Annotated in this window: 19 protein-coding genes and 1 pseudogene; 16 read left to right on the top strand and 4 right to left on the bottom strand. The window is 74.2% G+C overall.

Features of this window, described 5'->3' with window-relative positions:
• The first annotated feature begins 101 nt into the window (after positions 1-101).
• The 12 genes from urtB (at position 102) to AB0I21_RS41585 (ending at position 10,070) form a co-directional block, all read left to right on the top strand.
• A complete protein-coding gene (urtB, locus tag AB0I21_RS41640) occupies positions 102-986 on the top strand; it encodes an urea ABC transporter permease subunit UrtB (protein ID WP_360569193.1) in 885 nt (294 codons plus the stop codon).
• Complete coding sequence (urtC, locus tag AB0I21_RS41635; protein WP_360569192.1) at positions 983-2,095, top strand: urea ABC transporter permease subunit UrtC; 1,113 nt, start codon at positions 983-985, stop codon at positions 2,093-2,095. Before urtB ends, urtC begins: the two co-directional genes overlap by 4 nt.
• Positions 2,092-2,853, top strand: coding sequence for an urea ABC transporter ATP-binding protein UrtD (gene urtD, locus AB0I21_RS41630; protein ID WP_360569191.1), 762 nt, complete (start codon positions 2,092-2,094; stop codon positions 2,851-2,853). The genes urtC and urtD overlap by 4 nt, the downstream gene beginning before the upstream one ends.
• Entirely contained in the window at positions 2,853-3,545 is a 693-nt protein-coding gene (gene urtE, locus AB0I21_RS41625) for an urea ABC transporter ATP-binding subunit UrtE (protein WP_360569190.1), read from the top strand. Before urtD ends, urtE begins: the two co-directional genes overlap by 1 nt.
• A 13-nt stretch (positions 3,546-3,558) precedes the next feature.
• Positions 3,559-3,861, top strand: a complete 303-nt coding sequence (locus AB0I21_RS41620; RefSeq protein WP_360569189.1) for an urease subunit gamma — start codon at positions 3,559-3,561, stop codon at positions 3,859-3,861.
• A complete protein-coding gene (locus tag AB0I21_RS41615) occupies positions 3,858-4,163 on the top strand; it encodes an urease subunit beta (protein WP_360569188.1) in 306 nt (101 codons plus the stop codon). Before AB0I21_RS41620 ends, AB0I21_RS41615 begins: the two co-directional genes overlap by 4 nt.
• Positions 4,160-5,863, top strand: coding sequence for an urease subunit alpha (locus AB0I21_RS41610; protein WP_360569187.1), 1,704 nt, complete (start codon positions 4,160-4,162; stop codon positions 5,861-5,863). The genes AB0I21_RS41615 and AB0I21_RS41610 overlap by 4 nt, the downstream gene beginning before the upstream one ends.
• Before the next feature lie 5 nt (positions 5,864-5,868).
• A complete protein-coding gene (locus AB0I21_RS41605) occupies positions 5,869-6,549 on the top strand; it encodes an urease accessory UreF family protein (protein WP_360569186.1) in 681 nt (226 codons plus the stop codon).
• Positions 6,539-7,306 carry an urease accessory protein UreG gene (gene ureG / locus AB0I21_RS41600; RefSeq protein ID WP_360569185.1) on the top strand — a complete coding sequence of 256 codons (768 nt, stop codon included), beginning with the start codon at positions 6,539-6,541 and terminating at the stop codon, positions 7,304-7,306. Before AB0I21_RS41605 ends, ureG begins: the two co-directional genes overlap by 11 nt.
• Entirely contained in the window at positions 7,306-8,076 is a 771-nt protein-coding gene (locus tag AB0I21_RS41595; protein WP_360569184.1) for an urease accessory protein UreD, read from the top strand. Before ureG ends, AB0I21_RS41595 begins: the two co-directional genes overlap by 1 nt.
• Positions 8,077-8,167: 91 nt before the next feature.
• Positions 8,168-8,704, top strand: a complete 537-nt coding sequence (locus AB0I21_RS41590) for an STAS domain-containing protein (protein ID WP_360569183.1) — start codon at positions 8,168-8,170, stop codon at positions 8,702-8,704.
• A 106-nt stretch (positions 8,705-8,810) separates the two neighbouring features.
• Positions 8,811-10,070: a PP2C family protein-serine/threonine phosphatase gene (locus AB0I21_RS41585; protein ID WP_360569182.1), complete on the top strand. Its 1,260-nt coding sequence runs from the start codon at positions 8,811-8,813 to the stop codon at positions 10,068-10,070.
• 28 nt (positions 10,071-10,098) lie between these two features.
• Here the strand turns inward: AB0I21_RS41585 and AB0I21_RS41580 are convergent, their stop codons facing one another.
• Complete coding sequence (locus tag AB0I21_RS41580) at positions 10,099-11,652, bottom strand: glycosyltransferase family 39 protein (protein ID WP_360569181.1); 1,554 nt, start codon at positions 11,650-11,652, stop codon at positions 10,099-10,101.
• A 301-nt stretch (positions 11,653-11,953) separates the two neighbouring features.
• On the opposite strand from AB0I21_RS41580, the gene AB0I21_RS41575 reads away from it, so the two are divergent.
• Entirely contained in the window at positions 11,954-12,895 is a 942-nt protein-coding gene (locus AB0I21_RS41575; protein ID WP_360569180.1) for a universal stress protein, read from the top strand.
• Positions 12,896-12,935: 40 nt separating this feature from the next.
• Positions 12,936-13,301, top strand: a pseudogene (locus AB0I21_RS41570) (CoA-binding protein); the annotation flags it as partial.
• Between the two features lie 651 nt (positions 13,302-13,952).
• Here the strand turns inward: AB0I21_RS41570 and gap are convergent.
• Positions 13,953-15,002, bottom strand: a complete 1,050-nt coding sequence (gene gap, locus AB0I21_RS41565) for a type I glyceraldehyde-3-phosphate dehydrogenase (protein WP_360569179.1) — start codon at positions 15,000-15,002, stop codon at positions 13,953-13,955.
• Positions 15,003-15,214: 212 nt separating this feature from the next.
• Between gap and AB0I21_RS41560 the strand changes: the two genes are divergently transcribed.
• Positions 15,215-15,970, top strand: a complete 756-nt coding sequence (locus AB0I21_RS41560) for a hypothetical protein (protein ID WP_360569178.1) — start codon at positions 15,215-15,217, stop codon at positions 15,968-15,970.
• Between the two features lie 107 nt (positions 15,971-16,077).
• Here the strand turns inward: AB0I21_RS41560 and AB0I21_RS41555 are convergent, their stop codons facing one another.
• The gene (locus AB0I21_RS41555; protein WP_360569197.1) at positions 16,078-17,742 is read right to left on the bottom strand and encodes a GAF domain-containing protein; all 1,665 of its coding nucleotides are present in this window, start codon (positions 17,740-17,742) and stop codon (positions 16,078-16,080) included.
• Positions 17,743-17,777: 35 nt separating this feature from the next.
• A complete protein-coding gene (locus AB0I21_RS41550; RefSeq protein ID WP_360569177.1) occupies positions 17,778-18,413 on the bottom strand; it encodes a response regulator transcription factor in 636 nt (211 codons plus the stop codon).
• 237 nt (positions 18,414-18,650) lie between these two features.
• Here AB0I21_RS41550 and AB0I21_RS41545 point away from each other — a divergent pair, with 237 nt between their 5' ends.
• Entirely contained in the window at positions 18,651-19,604 is a 954-nt protein-coding gene (locus tag AB0I21_RS41545) for a nitroreductase family protein (RefSeq protein WP_360569176.1), read from the top strand.
• The last annotated feature ends 243 nt before the right edge of the window (positions 19,605-19,847 follow it).

The following is a 19,847-nucleotide window of genomic DNA, read 5'->3' as shown; positions in this document are numbered from 1 at the left end:
TTAATTAGGTCTACTCTACCTTACCCCCCCCCCCCCGGCCCGGGGGGCGCCGCCCGGCCCGTCCTGCGCCACCCCCGCCCGCATCCGAACGGACGTTTCCGATGGTCATCGTCAGTCAACTGTTCACCGGCGTCAGCATCGGTGCTGTACTGCTGCTCATCGCGCTCGGCCTGGCCCTCACCTTCGGCCAGATGAACGTCATCAACATGGCCCACGGCGAGTTCATCATGACCGGCGCGTACACCGTGTTCGTGCTGCAGCAGGTCATCACCGTCGCCGGGCTCTCGCTGCTCGTGGCGCTGCCGGTCGCGTTCCTCATCGCGGGGGCGATGGGCGTGGTGCTGGAGACCCTGCTCATCCGCCGGCTCTACGCCCGCCCGCTGGACACACTGCTGGTCACCTGGGGCGTCTCGCTGATCCTGCAGCAGGCGGCCAGGGACATCTTCGGCGCCCCGAACGTGCAGACCCGCGCCCCCGACCTGCTCACCGGCAACATCAAGATCGTCGGCGACCTGGTCCTGGCGAACAACCGCCTGTTCATCCTCGCCCTCGCGCTGCTCGCCGTGGCGGCGCTGACGCTGGCTCTGCGGTACACCTCCCTGGGCCGGCGGATCCGCGCGGTGGTGCAGAACCGTGACCTCGCCGCGGTCTCCGGCATCCCGACCGGCCGGGTCGACCGGCTGACCTTCTTCATCGGCTCCGGCCTCGCCGGGGTCGCCGGGGTGGCGCTCACCCTGCTCGGCCCGATCGGCCCGACCATGGGCACCAACATCATCATCGACGCGTTCCTCGTCGTGGTGGTCGGCGGGATCGCCCAGCTCAAGGGCACCGTGATCGTCGCCTTCGTGCTCGGCGTCCTGCAGTCCACAGTGGAGTACTCGACCACGGTGAGCGTGGCGAAGGTCGGCGTGTTCATCGCCATCGTGGCGTTCCTGCAGTGGCGGCCCCAGGGGCTGTTCACCCTACGCACCCGGAGCCTTACATGAACCGCCTTCTCGCGAAGGGTGCGTCCGTACGGGCGGGCGCGGGCTTCGCCGCCGGTGCGGTGCTGCTGTTCGCCGTCGCCCCGTTCGCGCTCTCCGACTTCCGGCTCGGGCTGCTGGCCAAGTACCTGTGCCTGGCGATGGTCGCGATCGGCATCGGCCTGGCGTGGGGGCGCGGCGGGCTGCTCACCCTCGGCCAGGGCGTGTTCTTCGGGCTGGGCGGTTACGCGATGGCGATGCATCTCAAGCTCGCCGACGCGGGTCCGGGCAACATGCCGGACTTCATGGAGCTGTACGGGCAGCTGGACGAGCTGCCGTGGTGGTGGCGACCGTTCGCCAGCCCGTACTTCGCCATCCCCGCCGCCGTGCTCCTGCCGATGGCGGTGGCGTTCCTGCTCGGCTCGCTCGTCTTCCGCCGCCGGGTGCGCGGCGCCTACTTCGCGATCCTGTCGCAGGCGCTCGCGGCCGCCATGGCGATCTTCCTCATCGGCCAGCAGGGCACCACCGGCGGCACCAACGGGCTCACCGACTTCCAGGGCTTCTTCGGCTACGACCTGGACGACCCGGTCAACCAGCGGATGGTGTACTTCATCATCGCCGGCGTCCTGTTGCTGCTGCTGGTCGTGGTCCGCCAGCTCATGCACAGCCGCTACGGCGAGCTGCTGGTCGCGGTGCGCGACGCCGAGGAGCGGGTCCGCTTCCTCGGCTACGACCCCGCCAACGTCAAGCTCGTCGCCTTCGTCACCGCCGCGGGTATGGCGGGCCTGGCCGGGGCGCTGTTCGTGCCGGCGGTCGGCATCATCAACCCGGCGCTGATCGGCATCGTGCCGTCGATCGAGTTCGTCATCGGCGTCGCCGTCGGCGGCCGGGCGACGCTGCTCGGCCCGGTGCTCGGCGCGGTCGCCGTGGCGTGGGCGAAGACCACGCTGTCGGAGCAGTTCCCGGCCGCCTGGACCTACCTGCAGGGGCTGCTGTTCGTGCTCGTGGTCGCCTTCCTGCCGGGCGGGCTGGCGTCGCTGGTCCGGATGGTTCGCGCCCGCCGCGCATCGGAGAAGACCCCCGCACAGAAGGCCCCAGCACAGGAGGTCCCCGCACAGGAGGTGCCGGCATGAGTGACGCTCTTGAAGGACTGCGGATCCGTGACCTGCGAGTGGTGTTCGACGGCTTCGCCGCGGTCGACGGCGTCAGCCTCGACGTGCAGCCCGGCGACATCCGGTTCCTCATCGGACCCAACGGCGCAGGCAAGACCACGCTGGTCGACGCCGTCACCGGCCTGGTCAAGGCGACCGGTTCGGTGTGCTTCGGCGAGCGGGAGCTGCTCGGCCGTCCGGTGCACCGCATCGCCCGGCTCGGCGTCGGCCGCACGTTCCAGACCGCGACGGTGTTCGAGGAGCTGACGGTCCTGCAGAACCTCGACATCGCCGCCGGTGCGGGCCGCGGCCCGCTCACCCTGCTGCGCCGCCGCCGCGGCGTCCCCGACGAGGTGGCGCGGGCCCTGGAGACGATCGGGCTCACCGCGCAGCGGGACCGCCTCGCCGGCACCCTCGCCCACGGGCAGAAGCAGTGGCTGGAGATCGGCATGCTGCTCGTCCAGGACGTCCAGCTGCTGCTGCTCGACGAGCCGGTCGCCGGCATGAGCCACGACGAACGCGACGCCACCGGTGAGCTGCTGGGCGTCGTCGCCCGCGACCGCACCGTCGTCGTCATCGAGCACGACATGGACTTCCTGCGCCGGTACGCCCGCACCGTCACCGTCATGCACGTCGGCAAGGTGCTCTCCGAAGGCACGGTCGCGCAGGTGCAGGCCGATCCGAAGGTCCAGGAGGTCTACCTGGGACACGCCCCCGAACCCGCCGTCCAGGAGGCCTGATGCTCCAGTTCGACGACATCCATGTCGGGTACGGGCGCAGCACCGTCCTGCACGGCATATCCGCGGAGGTGCCGGCCGGCGGCGTCGCCGCGGTGCTCGGCCACAACGGCGCCGGCAAGAGCACCCTGCTGCGCGCCGCCATCGGGCTGCTCAAGCCGAGACAGGGCACGATCCGCCTGGACGGCGAGGACATCACCGGCCTCGCGCCGCACCAACGGGTCGCCCGCGGCATGGCGTACGTGCCGCAGGGCCAGCAGTCCTTCCCGCACCTGACCACCGCCGAGAACCTCCAGCTGGTCGCGGACGGCCGCCCCGGCGGCAAGGCGGCGGTCGCCGAGGCCCTCGACCTGTTCCCGGCCCTGGCGGGCCTGCTCGGCCGCCGCGCCGGGCTGCTGTCCGGCGGGCAGCGCCAGCAGCTCGCCATCGCCCGGGCGCTCGTCACCGGGCCGCGCGTCCTGCTGCTCGACGAGCCGACCGAAGGCATCCAGCCGACCGTCGTCGCGGAGATCGAACGCACGATCCTGGCCGTCGCCGCCCGCGGCGGCGTGTCGGTCCTGCTCGTTGAGCAGCACGTCGGCTTCGCGCTCGCGGCGGCCCAGCGGTACTACGTCCTCGAAGCAGGCAGGGTCACCTCGACCGGCCAGGGCGGCGACGACGCCCGCTCCGCCGTCCGGCAGGCACTGTCCGTATGACCTGGAGACCATCGTGTTCCTGACCCCGCACGAGCAGGAACGCCTGCTCATCCACGTCGCCGCCGACGTGGCGCAGCGCCGCCGAGACCGCGGCCTGCGACTCAACCATCCCGAGGCGGTGGCCGTCATCACCGCCTTCCTCCTGGAGGGCGCCCGCGACGGCCGCACCGTCGTGGAGCTCATGGAGGCCGGCCGGCACGTGCTGACCCGCGACGACGTGCTCGACGCAATCCCCGAGATGCTGAAGGAGGTGCAGGTGGAGGCCACGTTCCCGGACGGCACCAAGCTGGTGACGGTGCACCACCCGATCGCGTGATCCCCGGCGAGGTCCTGCCGGGCGACGGTGATGTCGAGATCAACGCCGGCCGTCCGGTCACCACACTCATGGTGACCAACACCGCCGACCGGCCCGTCCAGGTCGGCTCCCACTACCACTTCGCCGAGGCCAACCCCGGTCTGCGGTTCGACCGGGCGGCCGCCTGGGGGCAGCGCCTCGCCGTCCCCGCGGGCACCGCCGTCCGCTTCGAGCCCGGCGTCACCCGCGAGGTCGACCTCGTCCCGCTCGGCGGCGCGCGCGTCGTCCCGGGGCTGCGCGGCGAATGCGGCGGTGCACTGTGAGCTTCTTGGATCGGCGGCGCTACGCCGCCCTGTACGGGCCGACCACCGGCGACCGCATCCGGCTCGCCGACACCAACCTCATCGTCGAGGTCGAGGCCGACCACTGCGCCGGCGGCGACGAGGCCGTCTTCGGCGGCGGCAAGGTGATCCGCGAGTCGATGGGCCAGTCCCGGGCCTCCCGCGCCGAGGGCACCCCCGACACCGTCATCACCGGCGCGGTGATCCTGGACCACTGGGGGATCGTCAAGGCCGACGTCGGCATCCGCGACGGCCGCATCGTGGCGATCGGCAAGGCCGGCAACCCCGACATCATGCCCGGCGTCCACCCGGACCTGGTGATCGGGCCGTCGACCGAGATCGTCGCCGGCAACGGCAGGATCCTCACCGCCGGCGCGGTCGACACCCACGTGCACTTCATCTGCCCGCAGCTCGTCACCGAGGCCCTCGCCGGCGGCGTCACCACCCTCGTCGGTGGCGGGGTCGGCCCGGCGGAGAGCAGCAAGGCCACCACCGTCACCTCCAACGCCTGGCACCTCGCCCGCATGCACGAGGCGCTCGACGTGTGGCCGGTCAACGTCCTGCTGCTGGGCAAGGGCAACACCGTCTCCGAGGAGGCGATGTGGGAGCAGCTGCGCGGCGGGGCGGGCGGGTTCAAGCTGCACGAGGACTGGGGCACCACCCCGGCGGCCATCGACGCGTGCCTGCGCGTCGCCGACGCCTCCGGCGTCCAGGTGTCCATCCACACCGACACGCTCAACGAGGCCGGGTTCGTCCAGGACACCCTCCGGGCGATCAACGGGCGGGCCATCCACTCGTACCACACGGAGGGCGCCGGCGGCGGCCACGCACCGGACATCATCACCGTCGCGAGCCTCCCCAACGTGCTGCCGTCCTCGACCAACCCGACCCGGCCGTACACCCGCAACACGCTCGCCGAGCACCTGGACATGCTCATGGTGTGCCATCACCTGTCGCCGGACATCCCGGAGGACCTGGCGTTCGCGGAGAGCCGGATCCGGCCCTCGACGATGGCCGCCGAGGACCTGCTGCACGACCTCGGCGCCATCTCGATCATCGGCTCGGACTCGCAGGCGATGGGGCGCATCGGCGAGGTGGTGATGCGGACCTGGCAGACCGCCCACGTGATGAAGGCCCGCGTCGGCGCGCTACCGGGCGACGGCGCCGCCGACAACCACCGCGCCCGCCGGTACGTCGCGAAGTACACCATCTGTGCGGCGATGGCCAACGGCCTGGAGACCGAGGTCGGCTCGGTGGAGGCCGGCAAGCTCGCCGACCTGGTGCTGTGGGATCCGGCGTTCTTCGGCGTCCGTCCGCACGTGGTCATCAAGGGCGGCATGATCGCGTGGGGGCAGATGGGCGACGCCAACGCCTCCATCCCCACCCCGCAGCCGGTCCTGCCGCGGCCGATGTTCGGTGCCTACGGCGTCGTGCCGGCGGCGACCAGCGTCGCGTTCGTCGCCCCGGCGGCCATCGAGGCGGGGCTGGAGCTGGACGTCCGGCGCCGGCTCGTCCCCGTCGCGGACGTCCGGTCCCGCGGCAAGGCCGACCTCCCGCACAACGGCGCCATGCCGCGCATCGAGGTCGAGCCCGACACGTTCACCGTCCGCATCGACGGGGAAGTGGTGGACCCGGACCCGGTGACCGAGCTGCCCATGGCCCAGCGGTACTTCCTGTTCTAGCCGCCATGGACACCACACTGCTGCTCCTCGCCGACGGCCGGTTCCCCTCCGGCGGCCACGCCCACTCCAGCGGCCTCGAGGCCGCGGTGGCCGCCGGGCGGGTCACCGGAATACCCGAGCTGGAGGCGTTCCTGCGCGGCCGGCTGGCCACCGCCGGCCCCGTGACGGCGGCCTTCGCCGCGGCCACCAGACAGGCGGCGGCCGAGACGGTAGCCCTCGGCGCCGTCCTGGCGGAGCTCGACGCGGAGCTCGACGCCCGCACCGCCTCGCCGGCGCTGCGGCTCGCCTCCCGCCGGCAGGGGCGGGCGCTGCTGCGGGCCGGCCGGACCACCTGGCCGTCCCCGCTGTTCGCCCAGGTTCCGCACCACGCCGACGGCTGCCACCAGCCGATCGCGCTCGGGCTCACGGCGGCCGCCGCCGGCCTCACCACCGAGCAGACCGCGCTGGTCGCCACGCACGGGATCGTCACCGGTCCGGCCAGCGCCGCCGTACGACTCCTGGGCCTGGACCCGTATCAGGCCCAGGCGCTGCTGGCCCGGCTGGCCGCCACCTGCGACCAGGTCGCCGCCCGCGCGGCCGCCGAGGCGGGCGCCGCGCCCGCCGACCTGCCGGCGAACACCGCACCACTGGCCGACATCCACGCCGAAACTCACGCCACCTGGGAGGTGCGTCTCTTTGCGTCCTGACAGCCACCACGACGAGACCGTTCCGCACAGCCACCCGCACCCCGACGTCGACCCGCACGCCCCGCTCGCCGGCGCCGCCGAGGGAGGGCGGGCGCTGCGGATCGGCATCGGCGGGCCCGTCGGATCGGGCAAGACCGCCCTGGTCGCCGCGCTGTGCCGGACCCTCGGCGGCGAGCTGCGCCTCGGCGTGGTCACCAACGACATCTACACCACCGAGGACGCTGACTTCCTCAAGCGCAACGCGGTCCTGCCGCCGGAACGCATCCGTGCCGTGGAGACCGGCTGCTGCCCGCACACCGCGATCCGCGACGACATCTCCGCCAACCTCGACGCCGTCGAGGAGCTGGAGTCCATGCTCGGGCCGCTGGACCTGGTGCTGGTGGAGAGCGGCGGCGACAACCTCACCGCCACCTTCAGCAAGGGCCTCATCGACCAGCAGATCTTCGTCGTCGACGTGGCCGGCGGCGACAAGGTCCCCCGCAAGGGCGGGCCCGGGGTCACCGCCGCCGACCTGCTGGTCATCAACAAGACCGACCTGGCGCCCATGGTCGGCGCCGACCTGGCGGTGATGGACCGGGACGCCCGGGCCCGCCGCGGCGAGCTGCCCACGATCTTCCTGTCGATCGCGACCGACCCGCACGCCACCGCGGTCGCCGACTGGGTGCGCCATCTCGTCGCTCACCACCAAGCCCACCAACGTGCCCACCACCAGGCCCACCAAGAGGGCCGGCCGCACGCCCACGCCGCGACCGGCTGATGCGGGCGCACGCCAGGGTCGTCGCCGAGGCCGACGGCCGCGGCGGCACCCGGCTCGCCCAGCTCCGCGGCGAGACCCCGCTGCTGCTGCGGCAGACCGGCGTCGCCGCGGGCCTCGACGCCGGCTGGGCCACCGTGCACCTCGTCGGTGGCGCGGCCGGCCCGCTCGGCGGCGACGACCTGCGACTGGACATCGACGTCGGGCCGGGGGCGAGGCTGAGCCTGCGCACCGTCGCCGCGTCGATCGCCCTGCCCTCACGTACGGGCGCACCCTCGCACCTCGACGTCCGGGTGACCGTCGCCGACGGCGGGACGCTGCACTGGCTGCCCGAGCAGACCGTCGCCGCCGCCGGCTGCCGCCACACCACCGCCGCGAGCGTCGACGCCGGCGAGGGCGCGACGCTGCTGTGGCGCGACGAACTCGTCTGCGGCCGGCACGACGAAGCACCGGGCGACCTCACCGTCAGCACGTCGGTGACCTACGCCGGTCGGCCGCTGCTGCGCCAGCGGCTCGACGTCGGTCCCGGCGCCGACGGCTGGGCCGGGCCGGCCGTCCTCGGCGCCGCCAGGGCGACCGGTTCGCTGCTGCACGTCCACCCCGGCGTGGCGCCGGGGGCGCCGCAGGTGCTCGGCCCCACCGCCGTCCGCGTGCCGCTCGCCGGACCGGCCTCGCTGACGACCGCCACCGCGCCCGACGCCCATGCCCTGCGCCAGTACCTCTGCCTCGCCGCGCCGGAACCGGTTCCGGTGCCGCTGCTCCGGCCGCCATGAGCGGGCCGCCCGGTGCGGGTGCGCCGCTGCGGCCCGGCGGTGTGGTACATCCAAGTGGTGCAGTACGTTTCCACGACGACGTGGTGAGCCGGTGTCAGACGATGCCGGCAAACGCCCCGGTGACGCGAGGACGTATCGGGACCGGTCCGAGTCGCCGGGGCCGATCCTGGTCTCCTACACCGGGGCCGAGCACGGCACCACCGCCACGGTGCACCGCCGGCTGTCAGGCCCGGCCCGCCTGCTCATGGCCGACCAGATCAGCCACGGTGCCGTCCTGGCCGCGCACCAGGCGGCGGACCTGATGCGCATCGTCGAGCAGCCGGACGCGCCCAGCAACCGCATCGCCGTCCATGGCCCGCTCGACGCCCACCACGCCACGCGCCTGCGCGCGGAGCTGGCCCGGCGCACGCTCGGCGGCACCCACCGGCTGACCGTCGGCCTCACCGGCGTCACCCACCTCGCCAGCGCCGCCGTCGCCGAGCTGTACCGCCACCGTCAGGACGGATCCGGTCCGCTGCGGCTGTACGCACCCGCCGGCAGCACCGCGCACCACGTCCTCACGCTGATCAACCTCCCGCACAGCACCAGCGACCCCGACCTGCCCGGCCCCGGAGGCGTCCACGGCTGAGCATCCGTCGGGGCCGCTCCGCGCGGCTGTTGTCCCGAGGTCCGGCCGCGCGGGTGCCCCGCCTTCTTACCGTGTCCGGATGCTGCCGCGATCGTATGATTCGGGAGTGGACCTTGGTGGGACATCGATGATGGCGGCGGTGCTCGGCGCGGTCGAGGACGCGGCGCCGGTCGACGCCGTCGAGGCGATCACCCGGGAGCTGGCCAGGGCCCTCGACGCGCGGTCGGCGTCGTTCCTGATCGCCGACCTGAGCGGCCGCGCGCTGGTCCGGCTGACGTACGTGCCACAGGAGCACCCCGCGGGCGCCGGCCACCGCCGCGGTGTTGAGATCGCCACCGTGCTGCCGTTCGACGGCGGGCCGACGGAGCAGGCCCTGCGGACACAGACACCGCAGGTGCTCGACGGCGACGACGGGTGGACGGTGTGGGCGCCGGTCACGGAGCGCGGCGAGGCGATCGGCCTGCTGGAGCTGGTGCTGCCCGAGGAGCCCGACCCCCGGGCGGTGCGGGAGATCGGCCGGATCGCGCACCTGCTCGGCTTCGTGGTGATCGCCAACCGGCGGCACACGGACCTGTTCGAATGGGGTCAGCGCACCACACCGTTCAACCTCTCCGCCGAGATCCAGCGCCGGCTGCTGCCCGGCGCGTTCACCTGCGAAGCCGGTACCTTCACCCTGTCGGGCTGGCTGGAGCCGGCGGCCGGCATCGGCGGCGACACGTTCGACTACTCCCTGGCGCGCGACCTGCTGCACTTCAGCGTCACCGACGCGATGGGGCACGGGGTCGCGAGCGCGCTGACCGCCACGCTGGGCGTGGGCAGCCTGCGCAACACCCGCCGCCTCGGGCGGGGCCTCGTCGAGCAGGCCGAGGTCGCGAACGCCGCGGTGGCCGAGCACGCTTCCGCCGCGAGCACGTTCATCACCGCCGTCCTCGGCCGGATCGATCTGGTCCACGGCGTGTGTACGTTGATCAACGCCGGGCATCTGCCGCCGCTGCTGGTCCGGGACGGGCAGGTCGAGCAGGTGGGGCTGCCCCGCAACATCCCGCTCGGCATGCTGCCCGGCACGACGTTCGACAGCGGTGAGCTGCGGCTGTCGGCCGGTGACCGGCTGGTGATCGTGACCGACGGGGTGCGGGAGCGTCGGGCCGCGAAGCTCGACCTGCCCGCCGAGCTGCTGCAGGTGGCCGGCCTGCACCCGCGCGAAGCGACCCGCGCCCTGGCCGACGCGGTCGTGCGGGTCGCCGGCCCCGTGCTCGCCGACGACGCCACGCTGCTGATCATCGACTGGTACGGCGAGCATGGACAGCGACGGCGCACCAGTGCCGGCGCCGACACGGCCCGCGCCAGCGGGCCGCTGGCCGACTGACGCTGCCGCCCGGCCGCCGGGAACTCCGTCAGCCGGCGCGCTGCACCAGCTCGATGGTCAGGCCGCCCGGATGCCAGACCCGCACGGACCGGTACCCCCGCAGCGCGGCCAACCCGGCGTCGTTCCCCGCCCCGGCGACGACATGGTCCTGTATGGACACCGCGACGACCCACACTCGTCCGGTCCCGGCGAGGCAGGCCTTCGGGTCGGCGCACTCCCGGGCCCAGAACCCGCCGATCTGCGCGGCCGACCTGTCCAGGTAGACGTCCTTGGGCCGGGTGGCGTCGGTGCGCAGGTAATAGTCCATCGTGCTGCGCAGCATGAACATCGAGCGGGCGCGGTCCGAGTCGCCGACGTAGACGATGCCGTCGCCCGGCTGCTGACCGGAGCGGACGATTCGCGCGGCGCCGAACCAGTTCGGAGGGGTGTACCACGGCTCGGCCGGGTAGCGGTCCGCCTCATGTCCGGCCGGGCCCCGGATCGCCAGCTGGTCCGGCAGGCCGAGCAGACCGACGAGGACGGCACCGGCGACGACCGCCGGTACGGCTGCCCGCGCGAGTGCCCGTGCGGCGAGGAGCGCGAGCGCCGGGAGCAGGAACAGCAGGTACCGCGGCCACCAGATCGGGGTGGACTGGGACACGACGAAACCCGCGATCGGCGGCGCCAGCACACCGCCGGCGCACACCAGCAGGCTTCGCGTGCGACCTCGCCGCGACCCGGCCGCGGCCATGCCGACCAGTGCGCCGGCCACCAGCGTGGACGCCGTGACCATGGTCAGCGTCGGCAGGAGGTCGGGTGCCGCCGGCACCGGCATCCAGCCGATCTGGGTGGTGCGCTGGTGCCGGGCCACGAGGATCAACGGCGACAGCGCGGCGACGGCGAGGCCGGCCGCCGCCGGCCAGCGCAGCAGCCGCCGGTCCCGGTCGACGGCCAGCAGCCAGGCGACGGCGACGGCGTGGCCGGACAAGAGCAGGAGCGCGACGAGATGCGCGTACCCGACCAGGACGAGGGCGGCCGAGTACCAGGCCCAGCGTCCCCAGCCCGGCCGGTCCAGGGCGCGCACGAACAGGTAGGTGGCCAGGGCGGTCGCCAGGGTGGCGAACGCGTACGAGCGGGCCTCCTGAGCGAACCGGGACGTCGCCGGGATCGCCGCGAACAGCAGTCCCGCGGCGAGGCCGCCGGCGCCCCCGTGCAGGTGGTTGCCGGTGAGCGCGACCAGCGCCGCCGCGGCGGCCATGGCGAGCAGCGACGGGGTCCGCAACGACGCGGCGGAGTCCCCGAAGACGGCGATCCAGTAGTGCATGAACAGGTAGTGGCCGCCGGCGACCGCATCCGTGTTGCCCAGGAGGTGGAGCAGCTCCGGGACACTGCGGACGGCGGCGCTCCACGTCGCGATCTCGTCACGCCAGAGCCGGGGCGTCAGGTACCGGTAGCGGCCCAGGCCCAGCATCACGAGCCCGGGCACGACCCAGAAGTAGTGGGCGGCCAGCAGCCGCCGCCATCGTGGGGTGACCGTCGGCACGCGCGGCTCGCCGGACCCGGCGGCACGCACGACCTCGCCGGCGATCGAGGCGTTGGTCAACGGATCTCCTCACTGCCGGCCCGGTGAGCCGGCAGTGACCCGGTCCCCGCCGGGCAAACGTCATCGCTTGCGTGAACCGGCGGGCTAGCGCCCGGAGGCTCACCCCCGAGGTTCCGGCGCCGCAGCACCTCGGGACGCGGCCGGGCACCCAGCGGCGCCGGCCGGGGGGAGGAGGTGATTTCGCCCTGGCCCGTGCGTGAACCAGGACCGGCCGGGCAGGGGGTACCGGACGCCGCACCGCCCCGCGTGGCCCGTCGATCCTCGGCACCCGGCCGTGGCGCGGCCTCGGGAAGGGCGTGAGATGGCGAGCGGTCAGGTCGTGGTCGGCGTCGACGGCACGGCGCCGTCGCTGGACGCCGTGCGTTGGGCCGCGGCCGCCGCCCAGCGGCGGGACGGGTCGCTGCACGTCGTGCTGGCCTATCACTGGCGGGTGCCGGCGGCGTTCGCGCCGCCCGCCGACCTGGCCGAGACCGCGCAACACCTGGCCGAGATGCTCGCCGCCGACGCCGCCCGCGAGGCCGGGGCCGTCGCGGCGGGCCTCGACGTCACCGCCGAGGCCGTGCTGGGGCAACCCGCCGAGGTCCTGATCCGGGCCGGCGCGGGCGCGGAGCTGCTCGTGGTCGGCACCCGCGGCCGTCACCGTGCCGTCGCCGCCGTGCTCGGCTCGGTCGCCCAGCAGGTGGCCACCCACGCCACCTGCCCGGTCGTGGTCGTGCGCGGCCGGCAGGACCCGTCCGGCGGCGTGCTCGTCGGTGTCGACGAGTCGCTGTCCGCCGACGCCGCGCTGGAGCTGGCCTTCGCCGAGGCCGCCCGGTGGCAGTGTGACGTCGTCGCGGTCCGGGCGATCGAGACCCCGATCGGGCCGCCGGCCGTCGGCCTGCCCCCGGTGCTGTACGACACGGTCGAGACCCGCCGGGTCCTGGAGGAAGCGGCGACCGCCCGCGTCGCGGCGGCGGGGCAGCGGCATCCGCGGGTTCAGTGGGAGTTCCACGGCGTCGCCGGCGACCCGGCCGACGTGCTGTGTGACCGGTCGCTGCAGGCTCGGCTCGTGGTGGTGGGCAGCCGCGGCCACGGCGGGTTCGCCGGGCTGCTGCTCGGCTCGGTCGGGCTACGGCTGCTGCACCGCGCCGACTGCCCGGTGCTCGTCGCCCACCATCCGCCGGCACCGGCGTCCGGCGGGGCCGGACGTCTGGGAAACGGGTCGTCCGCCCTGTGCGACGGCGAAGGCCCGGGCAATGCTTGACGGTGTGGGCGAGGTCCCGCACGCATTGGAGGTGAGGGCAGTGTGTACCCCGCGGCAACTCCTGGCCGGAGCGCGGACGATCGCGGTCGTCGGAGCCTCCCGCGACCCGCTCGCGCCCGCGAACTGGGTGCCACGCATGCTGCAGGAGCACGGCTGGCGGACCATCCCGGTCAACCTGGAGGACGTCCGGCTGTTCGGCGAGCGGGTCTACGGCCGGCTGGCCGACATCCCCTGCCATGTCGACATCGTGAGCGTCTTCCGGCCCGCCGCCGACGCCCCCGGCATCGTTCGTGAGGCGGTGGCGGCCGGTGCCGGCGCCGTGTGGCTGGAGCCGGGGACCGTCAGCCCGGAGGCGAGACACCTGGCCGAGGCGGCCGGCCTCGACTACGTCGAGGACCTGTGCATCGGCGCGGAGCGGGCGCTGAGCCAGATGGTCGTCGGCGGCGTCACACCGGTGAGTCCGGTGTACGAAGGCCCCGGTGTACCCCCGACGCCCGTGCCCCCGACGCCCGTGCCCCCGACGCCCGTGCCCCCGACGCCTGTGCCGCCCACGCCCGTCCCTCCGTCACCCGTGCCGCCGATGCCCGTGCCGCCGACGCCTGTGCCTCCGGCGCCCGAGCCGGTGGCGGGGGGCTCGTTGCCGCCCGCGCGGCCACTGCCCGTGCCCGCGCGTGCGGCGGTCGCCTGCCGATCGGCTCGGCAGGCGCGTCACCGGCCGCGCGGCCAGCGGCCCTCGGTCCGGCAGCGGTCGCTCCGGCGGGTCAAGGAGGTCCACGGCCGCATCGACGGCTACTACGACATCACCAGCGACCGCACCACCTGGCCAGACGGCCGGCGAGCGGGCGGCACCCGCGCCGGCCTGCTCCACGGCCGGCCGATGCGACGGATCTTCACCGCCTGGCTCGCCGACAGCGACCATGCGACGGCCCCCCGCCGAGCGGCGCCCCGGATCCGCCGCCAGACGGCGGCCGGCCTTTAGCCACCGGGCGGAGCGCTGTCGTCCCGGCCGCCGCCGGCGGCTCCTACCCGCCCCGCGGCCGGCGACCCGTCAGCGCTCCTACCCGGCGAAGGACCCGGCGGAGACCCCGGCGGAGACCCCGGCGAAGACCGCGGCGAGGTCGACGAGACGGTTCGTGTAACCCCACTCGTTGTCGTACCAGCCGAAGACCTTCACCAGGTGCCCGTCGGCGGCGGTGAGGCCGGCGTCGAAGACGCAGGACGACGGGTCGCCGATGATGTCCCGGGAGACCAGCGGCGCTTCGCTGTAGCGCAGGATCCCCGCGAGGGGGCCCGCGGCGGCCGCGGCGAACGCCGCGTTGATCTGCGCGGCCGTCGCGGGCCGCGTCAGCCGGCAGGTCAGGTCGGTCATCGAGCCGTTCTCCACCGGCACCCGGAGCGCGACACCCCCGAGCCTGCCGGCCAGGTCGGGCAGGACCAGCCCGATGGCCTTCGCGGCGCCGGTACTGGTGGGGATGATGTTGACGGCCGCGGTCCGGGCCCGCCGCGGGTCCTTGTGCGGCGCGTCGAGGACCATCTGGTCATTGGTGTAGGCGTGCACGGTCGTCAGGTACCCCTGCTCGATGCCGAACGCCTCGTGCAGCACCTTCGCCATCGGTGCCGCGCAGTTCGTGGTGCACGACGCCGCGGAGACCACGTCGTGCAGCGCCGGGTCGTAGCCGCCGCTGTTGACGCCGGGCACGATCGTCGCGTCGACCTCCTTGCCCGGTGCGGAGATGAGGACCTTCCTGGCGCCGGCCTTCAGGTGTCCCGCGGCGTCGTCGCGGGCGCGGAACCTGCCGGTCGACTCGATGACGAGGTCGACGTCGAGGTCCTCCCACGGCAGGGACAGCGGGTCCTTGTGGCGGAGCACCTCGATGTACTGCCCGCCGACGGTCATGCCGCCGCCGGACGGGTCGACGTCCACCGCGGCGCGCAGGCGGCCGAACGTCGAGTCGTGCTGGAGCAGGTGGGCGAGCGTCGCCGTGTCGTAGAGGTCGTTGACCGCGACGACGGTGAGGTCGCCGCCGAGCATCCCGCGGTCGAGGAGACAGCGGATGAAGTCCCGGCCGATCCGGCCGAACCCGTTGATGGCGATCCGGTATGTCATGGCGTCCTCCTGAGAACCCAGCCGTGGGGACCGCGGCGGCCCCACCGTCCCACCATCACCCCGCGCCGCACCGGCCGGCACGGGCCGAAGGTCATCACCCGGGAGGGCGCTCGGCCGGCCGTGGTGAACAGGACCTTTGCCCCTGCCGGTTCCGGCGGCTCCCCGGGACCGTGGTGGGTGGCAGGTGACGCCGGACGATCGAGGAGCGCGCCATGGTGGCGATCCACTACACCGCCCGTGGCGCGGCGCCGCTGACCGGTGCGGTCAGCCAGTCGCTGACGCGGGCCACGTTCGCCGCGCTCAACGCGCCGTCGGTGCAGGAGACGCAGCCGTGGCGCTGGCGGATCGACCGGGACAGGCTCGCCCTCTACGCGGACTGGAACCGGCGGCTGGCCGACGCCGACCCCGACGGCCGGCAGCTGCTGATCAGCTGCGGTGCGGCGCTGCACCACGCCCGCGTGGCCCTCGCCGCCGAGGGGGTGGGCGTCGACGTGTGGCGCTTCCCGGACCCCGCCGATCCGGCCCTGCTGACCGAGCTGCGCTGCACCGGGCCGGTCGAGCGGGCGCCGCGGGCCGCCGCGCTGCACCGCGCGATCGCGGTCCGGCGCAGCGACCGGCGCCCGTTCGCCGACTCGCCCGTGCCGCAGGAGCAGCTGGCGGTGCTCGAGGCGGCCGCGGGGGCCGGCTCGTACACGCTGAACGGACCCGACCCGCAGCGCCGTGCCGCGTACGTCGTGATCACCGCACCGGGCGCCGGACCGGGTGACTGGGTCGCCGCGGGTGAGGCGATGTCGGCGGTCCTGCTCGCGGCGACCGCGGCCGGGCTCGTCTCGTCGCCGGTCGACGACCTGACGGCGCTGGCCGGGCCGCCGGAGCCCACGGCAGGAGCCCCGGGCCCCGTCGCGGCCGTCCGGGTCGGCGTCGCGGGGAGAGTCGGTGCCGTGCCGGCGCGGGCCGTCCCCGGCTGACCACCCCGCCGCAGCGAGGGCCGTCTCCGCCTGACCGCACTCCGCCGCCGGGAGTGTCGGCGTCGCGCGGGCGGGGGACCGCACCCCGCCGCCCGTCGGCGGTGCCGTTACAGCGGCACGTGCCAGGCGACCCTGGTGCCGGGGGAGGCCGGCTCGACCGTGCAGTCGCCGCCCAGGTCGGCGGCCCGGGCCCGCATGTTCGGCAGCCCGTGCCCGGCCGGGTCGGCGGCCGCGGCGATGCCGAGCCCGTCGTCCTGCACGGTCAGCGCCAGCCGCCCGTGCGTGACCGCCACGGTGACCTGCACCGAGCGGGCGTCCGCGTGCTTGGCGACGTTGCTCAGCGACTCGCGCAGCACGGCGAGGAGGGCGGTGCGCTGCGTGTCCGGCACGGCCGTGTCGACCGGCCCGTCGATGCGCAGCGCGGGCCGGAAGCCGAGCGCCTCGCGGGCCTCGTCGGCCAGGTCGCGGATCTCGGTGCGGAAGCTGTGCGGGGCAGGGCCGCGCAGCTCGAAGATGGCGCCGCGGATGTCGCGGATGGTGGTGTCGAGGTCGGTGACGACCCGGTCGATGCGCTGCCGCACGTCGGGCTGCCCGGACAGCCGGGTGGCGCCCTGCAGCTGCATCCCGGCCGCGAACAGCCGCTGGATGACGACGTCGTGCAGGTCGCGGGCGATGCGTTCCCGGTCGCCGACGACGGCGAGCATCTCCCGCTCGTCCTGCGCGCGGGCCCGCTCCAGCGCCAGGGCGGCCTGCCCGGCGAACGTCTCCACCATCGCCAGCTCGAGCCCCTCGGCGATGGCGACGCTGTCCTTGCGGTACGCGACGACGAGCACACCGAGCGCGACACCGCCGACCGCGAGCGGCACGAGCAGCGCCGTGCCCGTCGACAGCAGCACCGGCCAGTTCGCCGCCGACCCGAGGTCGGTGACCACCGACAGCTGCTGCTGGTGCAGCACCTCGGTGAACTCGCTGCCCGCCACCGGGATCGACCAGCCGGCCGCGTCGTCCGGTCCGCCGACGGCGACCTCGACCGTGAGCCGCTCGGCGGTGTCGTCGACGAGCAGCACCATCGCCAGGTCCGCGTCCGCGACGTCCAGCGCCCGGCTCGCGACGAGCTCGAGGGCCTCGGTCCGGCGTACCTCACCCAGCAGCACCGACGTGATCTCCGCGGCCGCCATGAGCCAGCGCTGCCGCCGCTCCGCCTGCGCGTAGAGGCGGGCGTTGTCGATGGCGGCGCCGGCCGCGACGGACAGCGCGGCGACGAGGTTCTCGTCGTCCTGCGTGAACTGCTCCCCGCCGCGCTTCTCCGCCAGATACAGGTTGCCGAACACCTGGTCACGGATGCGGATCGGCACGCCCAGGAAGCTGTGCATCGGCGGATGGTTGGGCGGGAAGCCGTACGCGCGCGGATGCTGGGTGATGTCCTCGAGGCGGATCGGGCGCGGCTCCTCGATCAGCAGCCCCAGCACGCCGTGGCCGCGGGGCAGGTCGCCGATCTCGGCGCGCTCGTCGGCTGTGACGCCGTGGTTGATGAACTCGACCAGCATCCGGTCGGGCCCGATCACGCCGAGCGCGCCGTACCGCGCGTCGGCGAGCTGGCAGGCGGCCCGCACGATCCGGTCCAGGGTGCTGTGCAGGTCGAGGTCGGAGCCGATGCCCACGACCGCGTCCAGCAGCGAGCGGAGCCGCTCCCGGCTGGTCATGACCTCGCCGACCCGGGTGAGCAGCTCCTGCAGCAGCGAGTCGAGGTCGACCCGCGACAGTGACGGCAGCGGCAGCGACGGCTGCCACGCGCTCTGCTCGCCGGTCACGGCTGCTTCAGCAGGCGGGAGGCGAGGACGGCGGCCTGGGTGCGCCGCTCCAGCCCGAGCTTCGCCAGCAGGCTGGAGACGTAGTTCTTCACCGTCTTCTCCGCCAGGAACATCCGCTCGGCGATCTCCCGGTTGGTCAGACCCTCGGCGATGTGCTGGAGGATCTTGCGCTCCTGGTCGGTGAGGTTCTTGAGCTCGTCGGGCTGCTCCGGGCCCTTACGGATGCGCTCCAGCACCCGGGCGGTGACCGCGGGGTCCAGCAGCGACTGGCCGGCGGCGACCCGGCGGATGCCCTCGACGAGGTCGGTGCCGTGGATCTGCTTGAGGACGTACCCGGACGCGCCCGCCATGATCGCGGCGAAGAGCGCCTCGTCGTCGTCGTACGAGGTGAGGATCAGTGCCTTGATGGTCGGGTCGACGGAGCGAATGTCGCGGCAGACGTCGATGCCGCTGCCGTCGGGCAGGCGTCCGTCGAGGACCGCGACGTCGGGGCGCAGCGCGGGAATGCGGTGCGTGGCGTCGACGGCGGACCCGGACTCGCCGACGACCTCGATGTCGCCCTCGCGCTCCAGCATCTCCCGAAGCCCGAAGCGGACCACCTCGTGGTCGTCGAGCAGATACACCCGGATCATGCGGCTCTTCCTCCGTGACGTCTCGCCGGTACGGCACAGTCTGCGCCACCATCGTGTCACGCCCGGCCCGCCGTCCTGTGCGCCGGTGCCGCCGTCGGCCGTCCCCGGGGCCGCGGTCCGGCCCACGGGTGTGATCTGCCGGGTGATTCGGCGGACGAGGAGGTCCGCCCCGCACCGTTGCGCCGGGACGGTCGGCGACCGTGGAGAGGAGGGACCGGACCTGTTCGGGAGGGTGCGATGACCGACGTCGACATCTGGTCGGATGCCACCTTCATGGCGGCGGTCGGCGAGGCCGTGTGGGCGCCGTCGATCCACAACAGCCAGCCGTGGCGGTTCCGGCGCACCGCCGACGGCATCGAGCTCCTGGTCGACCGTGACCGCGCCCTGCCGGTGTGCGACCCGGACCTGCGCGCGGCACGCGTCTCGTGCGGCGCGGCCGCCTTCAACCTGCGCCTGGCGCTCGCCGTCGCCGGAGCGCCGGCGGCCTGCACGATCGGATCGGGCGACGTGGTCGTCCACCTCGTGCCCGACCGCGGCAGACCGGTCACCCCGGCGGAGTGCCGCCTGCACCGGCAGATCCGGCGCCGCCACACCAACCGGTCCGGGTTCGCGGAGGCCCGGGTCGCGCCGGGCGTCATGACGCAGCTGGTGGAGGAGGCCGCCGACGAGGGCGGCTGGCTGCACGTCGTCGACGACGAGTCGGCGCTGTGGACGGTCGCGCAGCTGACCCGGGAGGCCGACGCGCAGTTGAAGGCGGACCCCGCCTACGTCGCCGAGCTGCGCGCGTGGACCTCGGCGGACGACGACGTGCAGGGGGTGGGGAGGGGCGCCGCGGGCGCCGCGCCCCACCCGGCCGAGATGATGCCCCGCCGCGACTTCGGCGGACCTCCCAGGGAGGACACCCGGGACCTCACCGGGGCCCCTGTCGTCGCCGTCCTCGGCTACCAGGGCGAACACCGCATGCACGAGATCCAGGCGGGCATGGTGCTGCAACGGGTGCTGCTGCGCGCCGCCGACCTCGGTCTCGCGACGGCGATGTACTCCCAGCCGATCGAGGTGCCGGCGGTCCGCGAGCGGCTGCGGCTCGCCCTGCGGCGCCCGTACGCCCCGCAGCTCGTGCTGCGGTTCGGGTACGCGCCCACGACGTGTTACACGAACCGCCGCCCGGTCAGCGAGGTCATCGACCGCTGACCGGCGGCGCCGCGGCGCCGGCGCCCTGGTCAGCGGTGTCTCGGGCCGGGCGGCAGCCACGCTTCACCCGACCGGGGTCGACCGCTCCGACGGCGGGGAAGTGTCCGATCATCGCCCGACAGTGAGCGGCCAGGCCGACGACCGCGCCATCGCGGAGTGGTTGATTGGAGTCGGGTCGGCCCTACCGCAGATGGCATCCGCCGGAGTCATCGCCCCCCGCAGCACGGCAGCGTCGGGTCGGCC

This window comes from Dactylosporangium sp. NPDC050588 (assembly GCF_040654975.1).
GTDB classification, from domain to species: Bacteria; Actinomycetota; Actinomycetes; order Mycobacteriales; family Micromonosporaceae; genus Dactylosporangium; species Dactylosporangium maewongense.
This window is presented reverse-complemented; position numbering and strand designations above follow the sequence as displayed.